The sequence below is a fragment of the Methylobacter marinus A45 genome (genome assembly GCF_000383855.1).
Lineage (GTDB): Bacteria > Pseudomonadota > Gammaproteobacteria > Methylococcales > Methylomonadaceae > Methylobacter > Methylobacter marinus.
Map to the genome: position 1 here is coordinate 4,146,907 of NZ_KB912877.1, position 18,727 is coordinate 4,165,633.

General features: G+C 52.0%; 17 protein-coding genes. 7 read left to right on the forward strand and 10 right to left on the reverse strand.

Annotated elements, in window-relative coordinates; all coding sequences use genetic code 11:
* Positions 1–265: 265 nt before the first annotated feature.
* Together METMA_RS0119545 and METMA_RS0119550 are read right to left on the reverse strand one after the other, a co-directional pair.
* The gene (locus METMA_RS0119545) at positions 266–808 is read right to left on the reverse strand and encodes a DUF488 domain-containing protein (protein WP_020160804.1); all 543 of its coding nucleotides are present in this window, start codon (positions 806–808) and stop codon (positions 266–268) included.
* 78 nt (positions 809–886) lie between these two features.
* Positions 887–1,486 (reverse strand): uracil-DNA glycosylase family protein, encoded by a 600-nt coding sequence (locus METMA_RS0119550; RefSeq protein ID WP_020160805.1) that lies wholly within the window; start codon positions 1,484–1,486, stop codon positions 887–889.
* Positions 1,487–1,672: 186 nt separating this feature from the next.
* On the opposite strand from METMA_RS0119550, the gene METMA_RS0119555 reads away from it, so the two are divergent.
* Positions 1,673–3,211 carry an FAD-dependent oxidoreductase gene (locus tag METMA_RS0119555; RefSeq protein ID WP_027147474.1) on the forward strand — a complete coding sequence of 513 codons (1,539 nt, stop codon included), beginning with the start codon at positions 1,673–1,675 and terminating at the stop codon, positions 3,209–3,211.
* A gap of 281 nt (positions 3,212–3,492) precedes the next feature.
* On the opposite strand, the gene METMA_RS0119560 is transcribed toward METMA_RS0119555, so the two are convergent.
* Positions 3,493–4,311, reverse strand: coding sequence for an FkbM family methyltransferase (locus METMA_RS0119560; protein WP_020160807.1), 819 nt, complete (start codon positions 4,309–4,311; stop codon positions 3,493–3,495).
* A gap of 130 nt (positions 4,312–4,441) precedes the next feature.
* Between METMA_RS0119560 and METMA_RS25165 the strand changes: the two genes are divergently transcribed.
* A complete protein-coding gene (locus METMA_RS25165) occupies positions 4,442–4,666 on the forward strand; it encodes a hypothetical protein (RefSeq protein WP_040590719.1) in 225 nt (74 codons plus the stop codon).
* Between the two features lies 1 nt (position 4,667).
* Positions 4,668–4,793 (forward strand): hypothetical protein, encoded by a 126-nt coding sequence (locus METMA_RS28065; RefSeq protein ID WP_269634207.1) that lies wholly within the window; start codon positions 4,668–4,670, stop codon positions 4,791–4,793.
* A 139-nt stretch (positions 4,794–4,932) separates the two neighbouring features.
* Here the strand turns inward: METMA_RS28065 and dxs are convergent, their stop codons facing one another.
* The 7 genes from dxs to METMA_RS0119605 all read right to left on the reverse strand — a co-directional run bounded on the left by dxs (position 4,933) and on the right by METMA_RS0119605 (position 14,322).
* Positions 4,933–6,795, reverse strand: coding sequence for a 1-deoxy-D-xylulose-5-phosphate synthase (dxs, locus tag METMA_RS0119570; protein ID WP_020160809.1), 1,863 nt, complete (start codon positions 6,793–6,795; stop codon positions 4,933–4,935).
* A 1-nt stretch (position 6,796) separates the two neighbouring features.
* On the reverse strand, positions 6,797–8,461 hold the full coding sequence (locus METMA_RS0119575) for a copper resistance D family protein (RefSeq protein WP_020160810.1): 1,665 nt from the start codon (positions 8,459–8,461) through the stop codon (positions 6,797–6,799).
* A 2-nt stretch (positions 8,462–8,463) separates the two neighbouring features.
* A complete protein-coding gene (locus METMA_RS0119580) occupies positions 8,464–8,874 on the reverse strand; it encodes a copper resistance CopC family protein (protein WP_020160811.1) in 411 nt (136 codons plus the stop codon).
* 5 nt (positions 8,875–8,879) lie between these two features.
* Positions 8,880–10,268, reverse strand: coding sequence for an aspartate aminotransferase family protein (locus METMA_RS0119585; RefSeq protein ID WP_020160812.1), 1,389 nt, complete (start codon positions 10,266–10,268; stop codon positions 8,880–8,882).
* Positions 10,269–10,547: 279 nt separating this feature from the next.
* Positions 10,548–11,258 carry a phosphorylase family protein gene (locus tag METMA_RS0119595; protein ID WP_020160814.1) on the reverse strand — a complete coding sequence of 237 codons (711 nt, stop codon included), beginning with the start codon at positions 11,256–11,258 and terminating at the stop codon, positions 10,548–10,550.
* Positions 11,255–13,210 carry a squalene--hopene cyclase gene (shc, locus tag METMA_RS0119600; protein WP_020160815.1) on the reverse strand — a complete coding sequence of 652 codons (1,956 nt, stop codon included), beginning with the start codon at positions 13,208–13,210 and terminating at the stop codon, positions 11,255–11,257. Before shc ends, METMA_RS0119595 begins: the two co-directional genes overlap by 4 nt.
* An 11-nt stretch (positions 13,211–13,221) precedes the next feature.
* Positions 13,222–14,322: a phytoene/squalene synthase family protein gene (locus METMA_RS0119605; RefSeq protein ID WP_020160816.1), complete on the reverse strand. Its 1,101-nt coding sequence runs from the start codon at positions 14,320–14,322 to the stop codon at positions 13,222–13,224.
* Positions 14,323–14,818: 496 nt separating this feature from the next.
* On the opposite strand from METMA_RS0119605, the gene hpnH reads away from it, so the two are divergent.
* The 4 genes from hpnH to METMA_RS0119625 are packed head-to-tail and all read left to right on the forward strand — an operon-like array spanning position 14,819 to position 18,722.
* Entirely contained in the window at positions 14,819–15,928 is a 1,110-nt protein-coding gene (gene hpnH, locus METMA_RS0119610) for an adenosyl-hopene transferase HpnH (protein WP_027147475.1), read from the forward strand.
* Between the two features lie 6 nt (positions 15,929–15,934).
* Positions 15,935–17,062, forward strand: a complete 1,128-nt coding sequence (locus METMA_RS0119615; protein ID WP_020160818.1) for a glycosyltransferase — start codon at positions 15,935–15,937, stop codon at positions 17,060–17,062.
* 31 nt (positions 17,063–17,093) lie between these two features.
* Positions 17,094–17,711, forward strand: coding sequence for an ABC transporter substrate-binding protein (locus METMA_RS0119620; protein WP_020160819.1), 618 nt, complete (start codon positions 17,094–17,096; stop codon positions 17,709–17,711).
* Between the two features lie 9 nt (positions 17,712–17,720).
* Entirely contained in the window at positions 17,721–18,722 is a 1,002-nt protein-coding gene (locus METMA_RS0119625; protein ID WP_020160820.1) for an MlaA family lipoprotein, read from the forward strand.
* The last annotated feature ends 5 nt before the right edge of the window (positions 18,723–18,727 follow it).

Below are 18,727 nucleotides of genomic sequence, written 5' to 3' on the forward strand. Positions count from 1 at the left end.
CTCCTGCATCCCTGCAGTCGTTCGTGATCTTCGTGGTGAATAAGGCTTTTTATGACGTTTTTCACTAATTCATTCACAGTCTCGTACCTTTTCTATGCATCTAAGGCGGATAAGCACGATAGGATAATGCGAAGCTCATCAATCGCGAATGATGGGCTTCCTTCGTCAGCCCATCCTATCCGCCACCAAGTTAAGCTTTTCATGGTGAGCTGGTCGAACCTGAACGGTTTAATAGCAGTGAGAACACGCACTGCCTACCATTTTCCTAAGTTTCATAAGGCGGATATGTGATTGCCGTGCCGTCCACCTTGGCGAAAGGCGTCAGCGTGTGCTTTTGCCGGCGTGTCTCGCTGACGATTTCCTCCACGCGAATCCCGCGTATCAGCAAAGCGTCGGCGATCAGCGAGCGATGGCAGCGCCATGGCACGGCCTCGGCGCACATCAATACGATGCGCTCCCGCTTTACCCGATCGATAAGGTCCGCCAGGCTTGCCGCGAATTCCGGGGTCTGCATGTAATCCGCGTAACCGCGAAACGCCTCGTTTCGCCATCCGAGATTTGGCGAATCCGGGCTCGTGCGCCGGAAGCCGCCCAAACCGATAGCGTGCGTATAGCGGATGCCGGCGGACTCAAGCGCCACACAAAACGTGTCGCGGTTAAATTGCGGATTATGGCGCGAGCGCGGCACGGTACGCACATCGATGAGGCGGTCGACCGAGTGCGCCTTGAGCAGATCGATGAATGCTTCCAATGAGCGCGTGGAATGTCCGACAGTCAAAACGATGGGCTGGAATTCCTGCTTCAACATCGATCTCCGGTTACGCGCCGCCTGTTTCGGCATGGATATGTTTCAACATATTGGCGGCGTCTGCGGGACAGGGTTCTGTCAGCCGGCCTGAAGCGCCCTGATCCGCGCGCGCAGCTCGGGCAGAAGCCTTTCTTCAAACCAGGGGTTGCGCTTGAGCCAAGGAGTATTGCGCGGCGAAGGATGCGGCAAGGGCAGGTAGCGCGGTGCATACGCTTGCCAATTTCGGGTCGTTTCCGTCAGTGAAGGCCGGCGGCGAGCAGCCAAAAAACGGCGCTGGGCATATTGGCCGACCAGCAGCACCAGTTCAATCCGGGGCAGTTCGGCCAGCAATCGGTTCAGCCAAAGGTCGGCGCATTCGCGGCGCGGCGGCAGATCGCCGCTTTTCCCGCGTCCGGGATAACAATAACCCATGGGAATGATCGCGATGCGCGAGGCATCGTAAAAAGCCGCCTTGTCTATCCCCATCCAGGTGCGCAGGCGCTCGCCGCTCGGGTCGTCCCAGGGAATGCCCGTTTCATGCACGCGCGCGCCGGGCGCTTGTCCGACGATGAGAATGCGGGCAGTTGCCTCGGCGCGCAGCACGGGACGCGGACCTAGCGGCAGATGCCGCTCACATGCCCGGCAATTGCGCACGGCCGCCAGCAGTGCCTCGAGAGACGGATATCGGATTTCGGTCATGAGAGTTGTCCGTTTTTATGTAAACAAGACTTAGTGTAGGGCAGGGAACGCGTGGTTCAATAAGGTTGACGCACTGATCGGGTTATAAATTGGCAAGTTTTCGGTCGAGCGTTATGTGAGTTACCGTACAGACGTGGAAAGCGATTGAATGCAATGTATCTGAAATTGCAAGCGCAAGGCAATCAAATGAGCGAATCCACAGCAAAACCGAGCGGACCCGACTTCACCGAAGGCGTGGCATTCTCCAACATCTCCGACAACGAGCCTGTTCTTGGTCATGTGCATGGCGAACCGGTGCTTTTGACGCGGCGGGGCGACGAGTTGTTTGCGATCGGCAATCGTTGCACGCATTACGATGCTCCGCTGAGCGAAGGGCTGCTCGTGGGGGATACGGTTCGCTGCCCATGGCACCATGCCTGTTTCAGTCTGCGTACGGGCGAGGCCCTGCGTGCCCCGGCGCTGGATCCGGTCTCCTGCTGGCGCGTGGAGCAGCAGGGCGGCACTGTCTATGTACGGGAAAAGCTGGAGCCGGCCAGGAAGCAGCTGCCCGCCATTTTGACCGATGTGCCGCGCGCCATCGTTATCGTCGGCGGCGGTGCGGCGGGCAGCGCGGCGGCGGAAACACTGCGACGGGAGGGCTACGATGGCGGGATTACGTTGCTGAGCGCCGATGAGTCGGTCCCCTGCGATCGCCCAAAGCTTTCCAAAAGCTATCTTGCCGGCGTTGCAAGCGAGGAATCGACGCCTCTGCGTTCGCTTGAGTTTTACCGGGAGCAGGGCATTGATTTGAAACTGGGGGCGCATGTTGCCGCGATCGACACGGTCAATCGGCAGGTGCAACTCGCCAATGGCAATCGGCACGCCTATGACAGGCTTCTGCTGGCCACCGGCGCCGAGCCGGTGCGGCTCGACGTGCCCGGCGCCGGTCTTGCGCATGTGCATTATCTGCGCACGCTGGCCGACAGCCGCGCGATTATCGACCAGGCGCTCGCATCGCAACGGGCGGTAGTGATCGGCGCCAGCTTCATCGGACTTGAAGTGGCGGCATCGCTGCGCAAGCGTAAGCTCGACGTGCATGTAGTCGGACCGGAAGCCTGTCCCATGGAAAAGATACTGGGGGTGCGGGTCGGAAGTTATATTCGCAAACTGCACGAACAGCGGGGCGTTACGTTTCATCTGGGCACCAAAGCCGTATCGATGGACGAAGGCACTGTCGTCCTGGAGAACGGAGAAACACTTGAGGCCGACCTCGTTGTTGTCGGCGTCGGGGTAAAGCCGGCGATCGCCTTGGCGGAACAGGCCGGGCTTGCCCTGGACCGTGGCGTCAAGGTCAACGAATATCTGGAATCAAGCGTCCCGGGTATTTTCGCCGCCGGCGACATCGCGCGCTGGCCGGATCGGCTCACCGGCGAAGGCATCCGCGTCGAGCATTGGGTTGTCGCCCAGCGCCAGGGGCAGACCGCCGCGCGCAACATGCTGGGCTGGCGGGAGCGCTTCGACGCCATCCCATTCTTTTGGACCCGGCAATACAATTTGGGTATCGCTTATGTAGGCCATGCCGAGCGCTGGGATCAGGTTGAAATCGACGGTCAGCTGGACAAGCAGGATTGCACGATTGTTTACCGGCGCGGAGGCAAGAAGCTGGCGGTCGCCGTGGTTAATCGGGATGTCGAGGGACTTCGCGCGGAAGTCGAGTTCGAGCGGGAAATCGCCATCATAGAGTGATTGACAGTTGGGTGGGGCTATACGAATCTTAAAAAAAGCTACCGGTCACAGAAGTTTCAATCTGTTCCCGGCGGTTAAGCCGGGAGATACCCAGCCGGGCCGGATAGTTTTAAATTATTACCGAACAGTTATGGAATAGAGAGCGGGGTAGCGGTTGATGGAACATACGTTGATTTTTTCGGCACGAGACGCAGCCGGGCTGTAAATCCGGATATAGGAGCTATTGATAAGCGCAGTTAATAAGACCGGCGTGGCATTGCCGAGTCGGTCATTCAGTTGAGTTATTTTAGTTTTCTAGCACAGTCGCGAATTTCATCACGGCGTTCAACAGGAATGGCAAAATAATTCGTGCAACGCCTGGGGTAAACATGGCCATCAATAAAGCCACTTTTGCTGAGCCCGATATCATCATGCGCAACTCGTGACGGCATATGGATTGAGTATCCGATTCCATCAAAAAAATCCCACATCGCCTCTTTTGTATAGCCGAGTCCGTTATCACCCGGCCCAGACTCAAACATGATAACGGGCTGGTTTTGCTCGATGATACGCTTTGCTCCGATCAGAACGCCAAGCTCGGCCCCTTCAACATCGATTTTGATAGCGTCGATGTTGTCCGCGCTGATTAAATCATCCAGTCGGCGCATGGGTACGGTGATTTTCTGCAATTCATCCGCATTGGATGGTCGACCAAGCGAACTGTAACCGGATTTTTTCTGATTGATGAAAAACGAAACGTCGCCCTCATGATCGCCGGCCGCGCACTCATGAATAGTTACCCCGGGGAATTTTCGGCACAATGCGGCGGCTTTCTCCGGAATCGCTTCGAACGCGATGATATTTATTGATTTATCATGCCTAATAACATCAGCGACGACGGAGCCGATATGGGCGCCGACATCGATAAAGGTCATGCCAGGACGGCACAGCATGGGCAGTAATGCGCCGGCTATTTGATCGTTGGCGACGGTTCCGACGCGCTCCGGATGTCGAATTGCGGTTGATAGTAAATTAAATTTGCTACGCGTAGCAAGTAGCAGATGGCCGGCAGCCGTGCCCAGCATCATTCGTTTTAAATGCAGCCCAAAATCATTATTCATGTTTCAATTTCTCATTGTTATCTGGTGGTGAATATTAAGCGAATTTTAAGCGTCTAGCAAAAAATTCAGCGGCATTTAATGCCTTGCAGGTCTTAATACTATATCGATAACCCGACAATCATCATCAGTCATGTTTCAATCGCTCCCGGCGGTTAAGCCGGGAGATACTTTATTAATTAATCAATATTCCTTGCTGGTTTTAGAGCTCGGCCTTCAGGCCGAAAGGAGTGCCCGCAACAAGCGAAGAGAAGTTGCTTTCTTGGGCGCGGATTGGGAAGTGGATGCAGATCCCTTCCCAGTCATTGGTTTCATCCCGCAGGGATGTATCCTTATTGCTTTATGCGATGGAGAATAGAATGTTGGAGCACAAGGTGAGGGCGGCGGTTGTGTCTTATTTTCTGAAGGCTATGAGAATCGAGCCCAATGACTTGATGCGCGAGGCATCTGTTCAGCAGATTGTCTTATTGAACAGGAAGAATTGAAGAATTATTTATTTTAAGAATAGGGCGAGAAATAACTTCCTGAATTTTGACGGGCAACAGGAGTGGGGGGCGACGTAAGTCGCCCAAGGCGAATGAATTCGCCCCTACAACTGATCCCGTCAAAATTCAGAGAAGTATTCTAAGCGCAGAACTGCTCAATCCGTTCGATCAGGCCCTGGCTGTCGAGGCCGCACAGGGCCAGCAGTTCCTCGCGTGTGCCCTGCTCGACGAAGCGGTCCGGCAGGCCGATATTGAGCACCGGCATCAGCACCTTTTGCGCCTGCAGGAACTCATTGACGGCGCTGCCGGCGCCGCCGGCCAGCACGTTCTCCTCGGCGGTCACGAACACGTCATGGGTTTTGGCCAGTTCCAGCACCAGGTCGGTATCGAAGGGCTTGACAAAGCGCATGTTGACGACCGTGGCGCCGAGGTGCTTGCCGGCTTCCAGCGCCGGCGTCACCAGGCTGCCCCAGGCCAGGATGGCGATGCGGCCGCCCCGGTGCCGGACTTCGGCCTTGCCGATCGGCAGGGTGGTCAGGCCGGGCTGTACCGCCGCGCCCGGCCCCTTGCCGCGCGGATAGCGCACGGCCGCGGGTCCCTCATGGTGATAGCCCGTGGTCAGCATCTGCCGGCATTCGTTCTCGTCGGCCGGCGCCATGACCAGCATGTTCGGCACGCAGCGCAGATAGCTGTAGTCGAAGCTGCCGGCATGGGTCGGGCCGTCCGGGCCGACCAGCCCTGCGCGGTCCAGCGCGAACAGGACGTCGAGATTCTGCAGCGCCACGTCATGGATCAGCTGGTCGTAGGCGCGCTGCAGGAAGGTCGAATAGATCGCCACCACCGGCTTGGCGCCCTGGCAGGCCTGGCCGGCCGCCAGGGTCACGGCATGNTGCTCGGCAATCGCGACGTCGAAATAGCGCTTGGGATAGCATTGGGAAAACTTGACCAGCCCCGAGCCCTCGCGCATGGCCGGGGTAATGCCCAGCAGGCGCTCGTCCTGGCCGGCCATGTCGCACAGCCACTGACCGAACACCTCGGTATAGGTCGGGTAGGGCGACGGCGTGGATTTGGGCAGGCAATCCTTGCTCGGGTCGAAGGCCGGCACGCCGTGATAGGCCAGCGGGTCCTTCTCGGCCGGCGCGTAGCCCTTGCCTTTTTTGGTGACGATATGCAAAAAGCGCGGCCCCGAGATATGCTTGAGGTTCTCCAGGGTCGAGACCAGCATGTCCAGGTCGTGGCCGTCGATCGGGCCGATGTAATTGAAGCCCAGTTCCTCGAACAGCGTGCCCGGCGCGATCATGCCCTTCATGTGCTCCTCGGTCTTGCGCGCCAGTTCCCAGACGCTGGGCATGCGGCTCAGCACTTTCTTGCTTTCCTCGCGCACGGACGAATACAGGCGGCTGGACAGGATCTTGGTCAGGTAATTGTTCATGGCCCCGACCGGCGGCGAGATCGACATTTCGTTGTCGTTCAGGATCACCAGCAGATTGGCGTCCAGGGAACCGGCATGGTTCATGGCCTCGAANGCCATGCCGCCGGTGATGCTGCCGTCGCCGATGATGGCCACCATTTGCTTGTCCTCGCCTTTCAGCTCGGAGGCGATGGCCATCCCTAAGGCGGCACTGATCGAGGTGCTGGAATGGCCGACGCCGAAGGCGTCGTACTCGCTCTCGGCGCGGCTCGGGAAGGCCGACACGCCGCCCTTGGTGCGGATGGTCGGCATGGCTTCCTTGCGGCCGGTCAGGATTTTGTGCGGATAGGCCTGATGGCCGACATCCCAGATCAGCTGATCGGCCGGTGTATCGAAGACATAATGCAGAGCGATGGTCAGCTCGACCGTGCCGAGCCCGGCGGCGAAGTGGCCGCCGGAAATGCTGACCGTGTGGGTCAGGTACTCGCGCAGTTCCTTGGCCAAGGGCTTTAATTGGTCTTTGGCAAGCTTGCGGACGTCGGCCGGCGTATTGATGTCTTTAAGCAGGGGATATTGATTTAATGTATGCATGTTAATAGAGAGGTTCGCGATAGAACATCAAAATGAGTCCGATCTGAAACAGGGCGGCAACGGAAACGAACCCGGCAATATCCTTGCCCGGTCTGTCCAGTTTTAATTCCAGCCAGCGTCCGCACGCCAGAACCAGTGAGAAAACGCCCATTAAAGTATGACCCACCTGGATAAGAAAAGCGCTTTTGGCCTGGAACCCGATATGCGAATGCGTCAGCAGCATGAGCCCGCCGAAAGCGGCCAGCATGGGGAATACAAAAGGCAGTTTGCTATTGGGGTCATGGCTCATCCTGGCGCGTAATTCCATAACGCCCAGTACAAATACCAGCAAGGTCGCAATTCTGTGTTGCAATACTTCGCCGTTATTGAAGGTGCTGTCCCAAAATCCTATCGGACCCAACGGCCAGGATTCGGCGTCGCTGCGGAAAAACAGGAAGACGCCCAAGGCGACGAAACCGAAAGGCCAGTATTTGGCCAGCGGCAGGTATTTATCGAACATTGAAAAAGCGGAGGGCAAGCGCTTTATATAGGAAAGCATTGCCACGAAGCTCATCACGGTCAGGAATATGCCTGAAATATTATGATTGTAGTCAGACCATGCCGTTGCCGCTTCCGAGGGGATCTGGCCTACGATGGCGACACGGCCCGCTTCACCGGCCAGTAAGGCTTCGTGACTCGGCGAGCTGGTGCGGGGAATGCGTGGCGCGAAGGTATCCAGGACTTCCTGCCAGGTAGCCGTCAGATTAGGAATGTCGATAGCCGGCGGCTGTGAAGCGAGACTGGCGGCTGTGAATAACAGAACGACCAGAACCAGGGATTCCGCTTCAATATAATAGGGCACCCGATTGTTTAGAGCATAGTTATCGCCGGAAGCACCGAATTGCTGGACGGCGCTTCTGTTCAGCCAGGCAAAGCCCAGGGCGAGCGACAACAGTATGATTTTGACCAATAGCAGATTGCCGTAGCCGGTGCCGATAAAACCGTTCCAGGTGTCGATATACTGTAAGGCGATTGGCAGGCCGGTAATTAAAATCATCGCTACCGAGGCCATGCCGTACAAAGAAAAGCGTTTCAGCATGATAGGCCAGAGCTCGGCTGGAACCCGCATATTGCTGCGCAATAACCAGATGTTGACCAATTGGAAAATGCCGCCTATCCAGGCGGCTGCGCCCAGTTGGTGGGCAACGGTCAGCGCCATCAGCGGGACCTGATTGTCAAAGCGCCCGGCAGCATGCACGAGCCAGGCGCCGGAAATGATCATCGGTACCGCTATATAGCCCGTCGTCATCCAGTGCTGGCGGGAAAAAGGGTTCTTGCTCAGGTACAGGTAGGCGTAGCCGGCCACCAACAGCGTTAATACCATGCGAATCAGGCCGCCGGTAAATTGCGTGGTGTCAGCGAATTCAGGAAACGGCCATCTCCCCAGTATGGCGGCCATCAGCCAGATTTTAAGAACGATCTTGAAAAGCTGAATCAGTGCCAGGGCAAAACCGCCTTTATATAAAAGGGCGATGGTTTTTTCCAATAACGCGTCGGTATATCCGGCATGACTATACCAAGGGCGTAAAACAAAAAGTCCCCAGAATAAACTGCCTATCGCTAATGAGTAACAAATCAGATCGACTCCGCCAACCAGGGAGTCGAGAAAGTCAGCTATGGCTTCCATTATTACAACCTATCAAGATTTGGCGATTGTTCCTGCCCTGCTTGATCTTCTCCTTCCGTGGAGTCGACAACAAAGTGAATGACGTCTTCAGTCAAATGGCCGTCGGCCGCAAAGATTTTAAATCTGAGGGCATAGTCGCCGGGGGCTAGTGGCGGGATTTCCACCACGATGCGGCCGTTCTGCTGACCTTTTGTCGCCTTTAATAATTCATGCCGATCACCTTTGCTCACCAGAAAGATCTGGGACAATCCGAGCTCAACCTGGGAATTGAATGTCAGTTCGACTTTTTCCGCGCGGTTGGCGTGAATGGGCGCGATTTGTAAGGAATTATCCATTACCACGGCATGAGCGGAAACTGTTTCTAGCTGCAACAGGCTCAGTGTTAACAGGCTTAATTGGAATAATCTTTTCACAGTCGTTATCCTTTTTTGTTTTTCATTGCATGGCTGGCCAGATTTTTGCCTAAATCCCAGATAGACCCAGGTATCTGGTGGGTGTCGGCGATGACCTTGTCAAAAGCCGTGACGATATGGTCGCGGTCTTTTTGGGTCAGGTTTAACGGCGGTAGCAGCTTGACCACGTTCATGCCGTGTCCGGCCACTTGAGTCAGTATGTGGTGTTCCTTGAACAATGGAATGGTGATCATTTGGCAGAACAGGCCTTTGTTGGCCGCTTCCAGCATCGCCCAGGCGGCTTTCAGAGACAGGCTTTTGGGCGAATTGAATTCGATCGCGATCATCATGCCTTTGCCGCGCGCTTCTTTCAGGAATTCATATTTGCCGGCCATGGCGTTCAGGCTGTTGATAATGTCGGTGCCGACTTTGTTGCTGTTTTCGACCAGGTTTTCGGCTTCCATGACATGCAGCGTGGCCAGGCCTGCCGCCATCGCCGCATTGTTTTTGGAGAAAGTCGAGCCGTGCACGACGGCTCTGTCCATGCGGTTAAATACGGTATCCATGATTTTCGATGTCATCGCGACCGCGCCGACCGGAACGAAGCCGCCGGACAAGGCTTTTGCCATGCAGATCATGTCGGGCTTGACGTTCCAGTGATCGATCGCCCAGAACTTGCCGGTTCGTCCCAGGCCTGTCTGGACTTCATCGGCAACGAATAACGTGCCGTATTTTTTACACAGGCGCTCGACTTCAGGGAGGTAATTATCGTCGGGAACATTAACGCCCTTGCCTTGAATGGGTTCGATGATAAAGGCGGCCACATCTTTATTGCTTAACGCTTTTTCCAGCGCCTCAAGATCATTGAAGGGGATGGCGCTGCAGCCGGGCAACAGCGGGCCGAAGCCCTCGCGGAAAATTTCTTCGCCGTTCAGCGATAACGAGCCCATGGTCAAGCCGTGGTAGCCGTGCTCGCAATAAACAATTTTTTCGCGTCGGGTGACATAGCGGGAAAATTTAATCGCGGCCTCGACCGATTCAGTGCCTGAGTTGCAGAAAAACATCTTGGTCAGGTTATCGGGCGTGGTCTTCAGAATTTCCCTGGCCAGCAAGCCGCTGAGAACGGAAACATCAAGCTGAACCAGGTTGGGCAGTTCCAGGGTCAGGGTTTCGGTCAAAGCCTTGACCACGGTTGGATGATTGCGGCCGATCGCAAAGACACCAAAACCGCTCAGTAAATCCAGGTACTCGGTGCCATCCTGGTCATACAGGTATTGACCGACAGCTTTTTTGTAATGGCGATCATAACCGATAGTTTTTAAAACCCTGACCATTTGATTGTTCAGGTGCTGCTCGTGCAATTCAAATTTATCGGTACTGTGTTGGGAAAACAGTTCGGCGATGCTAAAAGACATTAAGGACCTCAAAAAATTTAAATTCTTTTGCTGTTTGTGTTCGGGTGAGTGCTAAAAGCAGGCAGTCGCATCAAAGAGCAAATAAGTGTGAAAATGATTACCATGAACGACAGTAACCGGCTCGCGGCCTCTATACCTGCCTGAGCGGCAGAAATTAAGCTAAGAAGGCTGCCCATAACGTCGTCTATCTTTGGCAGAGTGGCATGCGGAAAGGCAACAGCGCTGGAGATAGTGATTAAAGAGTCTGCGTTATTCATGAAGGCTTTACCTAATTGTGCCTTAGTAACCAAAGCCGTTAATTATATCAAGCTGTTTGGCAACCAATTTTAATTTATTTTTGGCAGCGTTGAAATGCAGTCCCAGCTTGATCAATCCGGGCAGTTCAAGGGGGTGCAATGTCAGAAATATCAATAGTTTGCCTATAACCACATCGCCTTGGTCATTAAGCGAGTGATCGATGGCTTTGGGCAGGTTCATGTTAACCGGGTCGACAATCGCACGGATTGCCAGGAAAGGAAGGGCGTGTTGCCTGGCGATCTTGGCGACGGCAATGCTTTCCATATCCAGGGCAATGGCGCCGGTTTGGACATGGAGCTGTTTTTTGTCTTTGCTGGACGAGACAATGCGCGAACTTTCGGCCAGGCAGCCGGTATGAACGGTAGTTTGTGCCGATAGAATATTTTTGGCGTGGTTGTGCCAGTCCGAGGCGATGTCAAACCGGACTTTATCCGCATCGATCAGTGAATCGGCCAGGGTAAGGTCTCCGGGTTTCAATGATGCGCCGAGGGCCGCGGCGCATCCCCAGCTGATCAGTCGGGTTACGCCTCTGGAGACTAACAGTTCAGCGGCGGTTTGTGCATATTCAGGGCCGGCGCCTGAATATGCAACCAGAACTTTGTCGGATATAAAAACACAGTGCCCTTTTTCAATGTTTTTTGATGTTAGGGTACCGAGTTCTTCCTCTAAGGCAACAACGATTCCGGTGATCACTGTTTGTTAAGCTCATTGCGGTATCTGGCAAGCGCCCATAACGGGAAAAACTTGTCGTAGCCGTGATATTTCAAATAGAAAACTTTTGGAAAGCCAGGGGCCGTGAAGCATTTGTCGTTCCAGACGCCATCAGCCTGCTGATTGCGCAGTAGAAAATCAATGCCGGCTTTTACTTCGGAACAATGAGCCTCGCCGGCCGCCATTAGGGCCAAAAGCGCCCAAGCCGTCTGGAAGGCTGTGCTGAACCGGTATTTTCCGCTGTATTCAAGGTCGTGATAGCTGTAGTTGTCTTCGCCCCAGCCGCCGTCCTCACGCTGCACGCTTTTTAACCATTTCGCGGCTTTGGTGAACATGGGATCATCTTTAGGCAGGTTAGTTTGCTCAAGTCCCAGCAGTACCGACCAGGTGCCATAGATATAATTGGTGCCCCAGCGTCCAAACCATGATCCGTCTTCTTCCTGTTCATCGCGCAAGTAGTTGATGGCGCGTTCGAGGGCCGGCAGATATTCGTCGTGATCCTTGGCTACACGCGCCATCAGCATGGCGCAGCGTGCGCTGACGTCAGCGGTAGGAGGGTCCAGCAAGGCCCCGTGATCGGCAAAAGGAATCTCATTCAGATAATAATAGGTGTTGTCGGCATCAAAAGCTCCGTAACCGCCATTTTTAGACTGCATCCCGGCTATCCAGCCGGTAGCCCTGTGCACGGATTCGTCCATGTCGGGCAGATCCGATTCGGCCATTCCAAACGCGACTACCGCCGTATCGTCAACATCAGGGTAATGCGGATTGGCAAATTGAAACGCCCAGCCGCCGCCTTTCAAATCGGGTCTTGAAACCCGCCAGTCGCCCGGCTCATCGGATAATTGTTTGCTTTTCAGCCAGTCATAGGCTCGTTTCAGGCTTTCGCGATTGCCGGATTTGTCGGCTTCCACCAAGGCAAGGGCGGTAAGTCCGGTATCCCAAACCGGCGAAACACAGGGCTGACAATAGGCCTCGTGCTCGTGGATAACCAACAGTTTGTCGATGGCTCTACGCGCCGTCACGACCAGTTCATGGTCCTTGGGCATGCCCAGTAGCAGCATGGCTTCATAGGCGTTGACCATGGCGGGGAAAATGGCCCCGAGGCCGTCTTCGCCGTTCAAGCGCTCGATAAACCAGTCTTTGGCTTTTTCGATCGCAAGCGCATGCATTTTTTTAGGGATTAAAGGGCGCGTTTTACGGCCCAGTTTATCCAAGGCCAGAAAAAACTTGTTTAAAGGCGTGCTTTCCTGGAAATAATTTTGTTCTTCATCTGGATGGGTAATGAACAGTTCCAGTATATCGACTTTGTTAGGATTCTTGGCGGTCGCTTTCAACGTGCATAGAATAAACAGCGGTACCATTACGGTTCTGGACCAGTACGAAACTTTATCCAGGTGGAAAGGAAACCAGTTCGGGAACAGCATGATCTCCACCGGGATATAGGGCACACCGCGCCACGGCAATTGTTCGAAGGTCGCCAGGGCGATGCGGGTAAAAACGTTAGCCTTGGCGGCGCCCCCTTGACTCAGAATGAAGTTTCTCAGCTGCACCATGTGTGGCGCATGAATAGAATCGCCGGCCATTTTCAGGGCGTAATAGACTTTTACGCTGCAGCTGATATCGCCGGGGCCGCCTGTGAATAGCGGGTAACTGCCATCCTTGGACTGACGTGATCTTAGGTAATTGGCTATTTTGGCCTGTAACAGTTCGTCGATCTCACCTAAATAATGCATCATCATGATGTATTCAGCCGGAATCGTGCAGTCCGCTTCCAATTCGAATACCCAAAAGCCTTCTTCGTGTTGCAGGCTTAATAATTTTTCTTGAGCCTTGCTGATAGCCTTGTCGAGGTCCAATGCATGAGAATTAATAGCAGTCGATGAACTTTGTGCAGTGCTGATATTTATCGCTGTAATTGCTTCAGTAAACATGGGGTGTGTCCTTAAAGATCTGACTTGGATTTTGAGGATGGCGTTGTATAGGTCCAGTCGGGTGTTTTGAGTTTTCGACCGGCTAAACTGAAAAACAGGGAAAGCATGCTATTGCTGCGTCCGGCTACCTTGGTGGCAAGAATGGTGGCTTTGACACTGTTGCGTGAAATTTTGACTTGGCTGGATTTGTTAAAATCCAGATTTTGTTTGATTTTTCGCAAGGTTAATACCGCCATGCCGAGTGCCCATAGGCAAAAGTTACGGATGCCGGTTTCATGCGCAGGAATTAATTGTGTATAGATCAGGGCGTTATGCAGGTGGTCATGAGCAATGCTGATCAGATGCTCAAGACCTTTCCTGAAATTTTCATCATTGGTTTCAGGCGTCAGGTTTTTAAGATCAAATCCGGTTTCGGTGAAAATATCCTGCGGCAGCCAGCAGACGCCGCGCTGCGCATCATCCCAGATATCTTTCAGAATGTTGGTCATTTGCAAACCTTGTCCAAAGGAAATCGACAAGATCAGGAGTTGCTCGCGATGTTGGGCAATTTCGGTCGAGTAATGACAGAAGAGTTTAGCCAGCATTTCACCTACACAGCCGGCAACGTAATAGCAATATTTGTCCATATCGGCCAGTGTAGGCAATCCGCCCCGCAGGTCCATGGCCTGATAGATCGGCATGCCTTCAGCCATGGTTTCGACGCAGCAAGCCAGGGCTTCGATTTGAGCGGGGTCGAATTTGTGCGTGATTTCTATTACGCGCGGTAATACATGAATCAGAGTGTGTTCAGCCGGAATGGTCTGGTCCGAGAGCAATGGCGCTAGCTCGACGGCAAAGGGCTCGGAGTTGACGCCGGTTTTTACAACGTTGATAAATTCCGAGCAAAAATATTTCTTTTGCTCCGGTGATAAGGAGACTTCGTCTTCTATGGTGTCGACGATGCGGCAGAGCAGGTAAGCATTGGCTACCGCACTATAAAGTTTCTCCGGCAGTTGGGGAATGGTTAGCGCAAATGTTCTGGATACACCCTCAAGCAGTAAGGCCTGAAATTCATCATCAGATAATTTGCTGAGTGATTTGGGGTTTTCCAGGGAAATTTGAGTTCCGTTCATGGTTGTTTTTATGTCTACTTACGGTTTTTAGTTTTAAGTGTAGTGCTGAAGGCAATGATAGACTGTTTGTTGGTATTTTGCAAAGCAATGTTGTTTTGTTGCCAATATGCCAGTTAAGAGAGATTTTTGAGGGGTTTATTGAGAATAAAAACAGGGGTTTAAGGTTGTCTGTTGTGTTGATGCAAATTAACTTGGCGATATACTGCGTAAAGACGGACAGGCATAATTTATCGTAAAAACTGGAGTCGGTCATTAAAAGATAGTATTCTAGCGCCCCAATGGATAAGCGCTTGTATTATTTGTGTTATATGGCAAAGCGAGTTAATTCGTTGATCTTAATGATGCTTAAGTAATGAAGTTGTATTTTCAGTGAATATTGTTTTGTTGTTGTTTTGTTGCAACGCGTTTATTATTCGTTTAAGAATGTGGTTTCAGGATGACCTGTAAAAAAAGGGGTTGTCGTCAGTTTATTGAAATATTTTTGGAGGGTTTACCCGTGGGAGTTCCTTTACGTCAACAGTTGGCTGTAGGCAGTTATCTGATCAAGCAAAAGTTGAAAGGGGTTAAGCGATATCCTTTGGTTCTTATGCTGGAGCCTTTGTTTCGCTGCAATTTAGCCTGTGCGGGCTGCGGTAAAATTGATTATCCTGACGATATTCTGAACAAGCGTCTTTCAGTTGAGGAATGCTTACAGGCGGTGGATGAGTGTGATGCGCCAATGGTATCGATACCGGGCGGTGAGCCTCTGATACATAAGGAGATGCCGCAGATTGTTGAGGGCATTATTGCGCGCAAGAAGTTTGTTTACTTGTGTACGAACGCTCTCTTACTGAAGAAGAGAATCAACGATTATAAGCCTTCGCCTTACCTGACTTTTTCCATTCATCTTGATGGCATGCGAGAGCGGCATGATGCCTCGGTATGTCAGAAAGGCGTTTTTGATCAAGCTGTTGAGGCTATAAAGCTGGCATTGGGGAAAGGTTTCAGGGTTACGATAAACTGTACTTTGTTCCAGGGCGAAACCCCGGAAGAAGTGGCTGAGTTTCTTGATTATGCAATGGAATTGGGAGTGGAAGGCATTACCATCGCACCGGGTTTCAGCTATGAGCGGGCGCCGCAACAGGACGTATTTATCAAGGGCAGGGATGTGAAGGAACTGTTCCGCGGTATTTTTAAAATCGGCAAAAAACGCAATTGGAAGCTGAATCATTCCTCGTTGTACCTGGATTTTCTGGCCGGCAATCAAAGTTATAACTGCACGCCCTGGGGCAATCCGACGCGCAACGTGTTTGGTTGGCAAAAACCCTGCTATTTATTAGCCGATGAAGGTAACGCGGCAAGCTTCCAGGAGTTGCTTGATAGTACGCCATGGGATAAGTATGGCACGGTCAATAATCCCAAATGCGCCAGTTGTATGGCTCACTGCGGTTATGAGGCTACTGCCGTCGAAGACATGTTGAAAAATCCGTTGAAAGCCTTGTTGACCTCTGTTCGCGGTCCGAAAACCGAAGGTGTCATGGTGCCCGAGCCTGTGCCGGATTATGTGCGCGAGAAACCTGCGCCGACAATTTCCGGTATCCCTGTCAGAATTGAAATAATCGAATAAATTGTAATGATTGACGCAGGTTTGTATTTGTCCATTGTGGCGGTAGCAATCTGGTTGATTGTTTTGCTGCTGCCTTGGCGACCGTGGAGTGTCAGAGAGGCGCTGGAAGCGGACTCGTCTGATTATGAACAAACTGACCTCAGTGACATTACCGTGGTCATACCGGCGCGTAATGAGGAAGAGTTTATCGGCAAGACATTGGAGGCTCTGTCGCATCAGGGGCGTGGGCTTAACGTCATCGTCGTGGACGATGAGTCAACTGATGGAACGCTCGCTATTATCCGTCAGAGCAATCTGCAAGCTTTGAAGGTTGTCCGGTCAGGCTCGTTGCCGGCTGGATGGACAGGCAAATTGTGGGCTCAGGAGCAAGGACTCAAGCAGGTCGGGACGCCTTATACTTTATTGCTTGATGCGGATATAGTATTGCGTCCCGGTATGATCAAAAGTCTCAAGAACAAGCAGGCGGCGGAAAGTGTTAGCTTTGTGTCTCTGATGGCGGTATTGCGGTTTGAATCGTTCTGGGAAAAGCTGTTGATGCCTGCGTTTGTGTTCTTTTTTAAGATGATTTATCCGTTTGCCCTGGCTAACAGGCCTGATAGCAAAATGGCCACGGCGGCGGGCGGCTGCATTTTTGTGGAAACAGATGTATTGCGTCGAATAGGCGGTATGGCTTCTATTAAAGATGCGCTTATCGATGATTGCACGTTGGCAAAAACAGTAAAATCCGCCGGGTACAAAATCTGGATGGGATTGACACATGGCGTATTGAGTCAACGCCCCTATAGGTCACTGCGTGACATATGGGATATGGTGGCGCGCACGGCCTATACGCAGCTTTATTACTCGGTGACATTGTTACTGATTTGCACAATGAGTATGCTGGCTATGTACTGGCTCCCTGCATTCGGCTTATTTTATTTTCAAGGTGGATCGGTTCTATTAAGCTTTCTGGCAATCTTGCTAATGGTGCTGATATACAGTCCGGTATTGCGATTTTACGCATTTAATCCGGCCTGGGGTTTCATTTTGCCGTTGATCGCCAGTCTTTACTTGTTGATGACCTGGACTTCTGCGATACGTTACTGGAAAGGAGAGCGTTCTAGATGGAAAGGACGTGTTTATCAAAAGATATAAATATGCTTTATAATTACGAGGTTTTTTGATTATGGTTTTAAAAAGTATAAAGTTAGCATGGGTCTTGATGTGGTGTTTCTTTATATCGGCAACGGCTTATGCTCAGGAAGAAGGCGCGGCTACGGCAAGACAGGTAGTGGAAAAATTCCAGGCGGAGCTGATCGACGTTATGAAAAACGGCAAGCAATTAGGCTATGCCGGCAGGTACGATAAGCTTAAGGATCCGATTTCCAATAGCCATGATTTGACAAAGATTGCTCGGATTGTGGTCGGTAAGGAATGGGAAAAGCTATCCGAAGCTCAACAACAAGAACTCGTTGATGTGTTTAGCCGTCTGAGTATTGCTTCTTATGCCCATAATTTTAAAGATTACTCAGGAGAGTCATTTGTATTCGATTCGGAAGAGGAAACCACTAGAGGCGGAGTCGTTGTGCATTCCCATCTAGTGATACCCGGCGAAAAAGATGTGAAGTTCGACTATATGCTGAAAGAAAAAGGCGATAGCTGGCGCATTATTAATATAATAGCTAATGGCGTCAGTGATTTGGCTTTAAAACGATCAGAGTACACTGCTATTTTACAGCGTGAAGGATTCGACGCCTTAATAGCCAAAATCAACGAAAAAATTGATAATTATTCAAAACAGTAGGTTTTATTAATGAACAAGCCCAACGGTAATCGGAACGGTAAAATCAAACAGACTTTGTCAGGTATGCTTATCGGAGTCGCTGTTACTCTGAGCGGCTGTGCAAGCACCGGCGGTGTTGAACAGCAAGTGGAAGTGAGTCCGGTTGATCCTTATGAAGGTTTCAATAGAAAAATGTATGCTTTTAATGATACCGTTGATGACTATGTCGCCAAACCTATTTCAGATGCGTATAAGTTCATAACGCCGCAATTCGTGCAAACGGGCGTGTTCAATTTTTTCAATAACTTGAAAAACATTAATGTTGCTCTGAATGATGTATTACAGGCTAAATTCCAACAAAGTGCTCAAGATTCCGGTCGGTTTTTGATTAACACGACTGTAGGTTTGGCTGGGCTGTTTGACGTTGCCAAGCAGTTCGGGCTGGAGCAGAATGAGGAAGATTTCGAGCAGACACTGGCTGTCTGGGGTGTGCCTCAAGGCTCTTATCTGGTATTGCCTTTCCTGGGTCCTTCTACGGCGCGTGGCATTCCCGGGTCGATATTTGACACAGCGGCCAACCCGGTCACTTATGTAGGCGCACCAGTGCAATTGGTTGCCATGCTCAATGCGCGGGCTAACGCCGAAGGTGCCTTGAAATTCATTGATGAAGCGGCGCTGGATCCTTATGTATTTACGCGCGAGTCTTTTTTGCAGTGGCGTAAAAGCCTGGCATTGGATGGCAAAATCGATCCATCTGACGATTTGTTCGAGATGGATGAGGACTTGTTGCTTGAAGAGAGTGAAAATGAGGCCTCCAATCAGGAGGCGGCTATTTCCGGAGATATGGCTGCCGAACAGGATGAGGCTGGCAATACTACTAATCCAAGAGCCTTTAATTTGACTTTAAGCGCCGATACAAAAGAATTTGAGCAAGTCTCTGATTCATTTAGTAGCACTGCTCAATCATTTGACTCGACAGCCAGGTCTTTCGAAGAGGCAAGCAATAAAATAGATCGGCTGACGATCAAATGATCTCC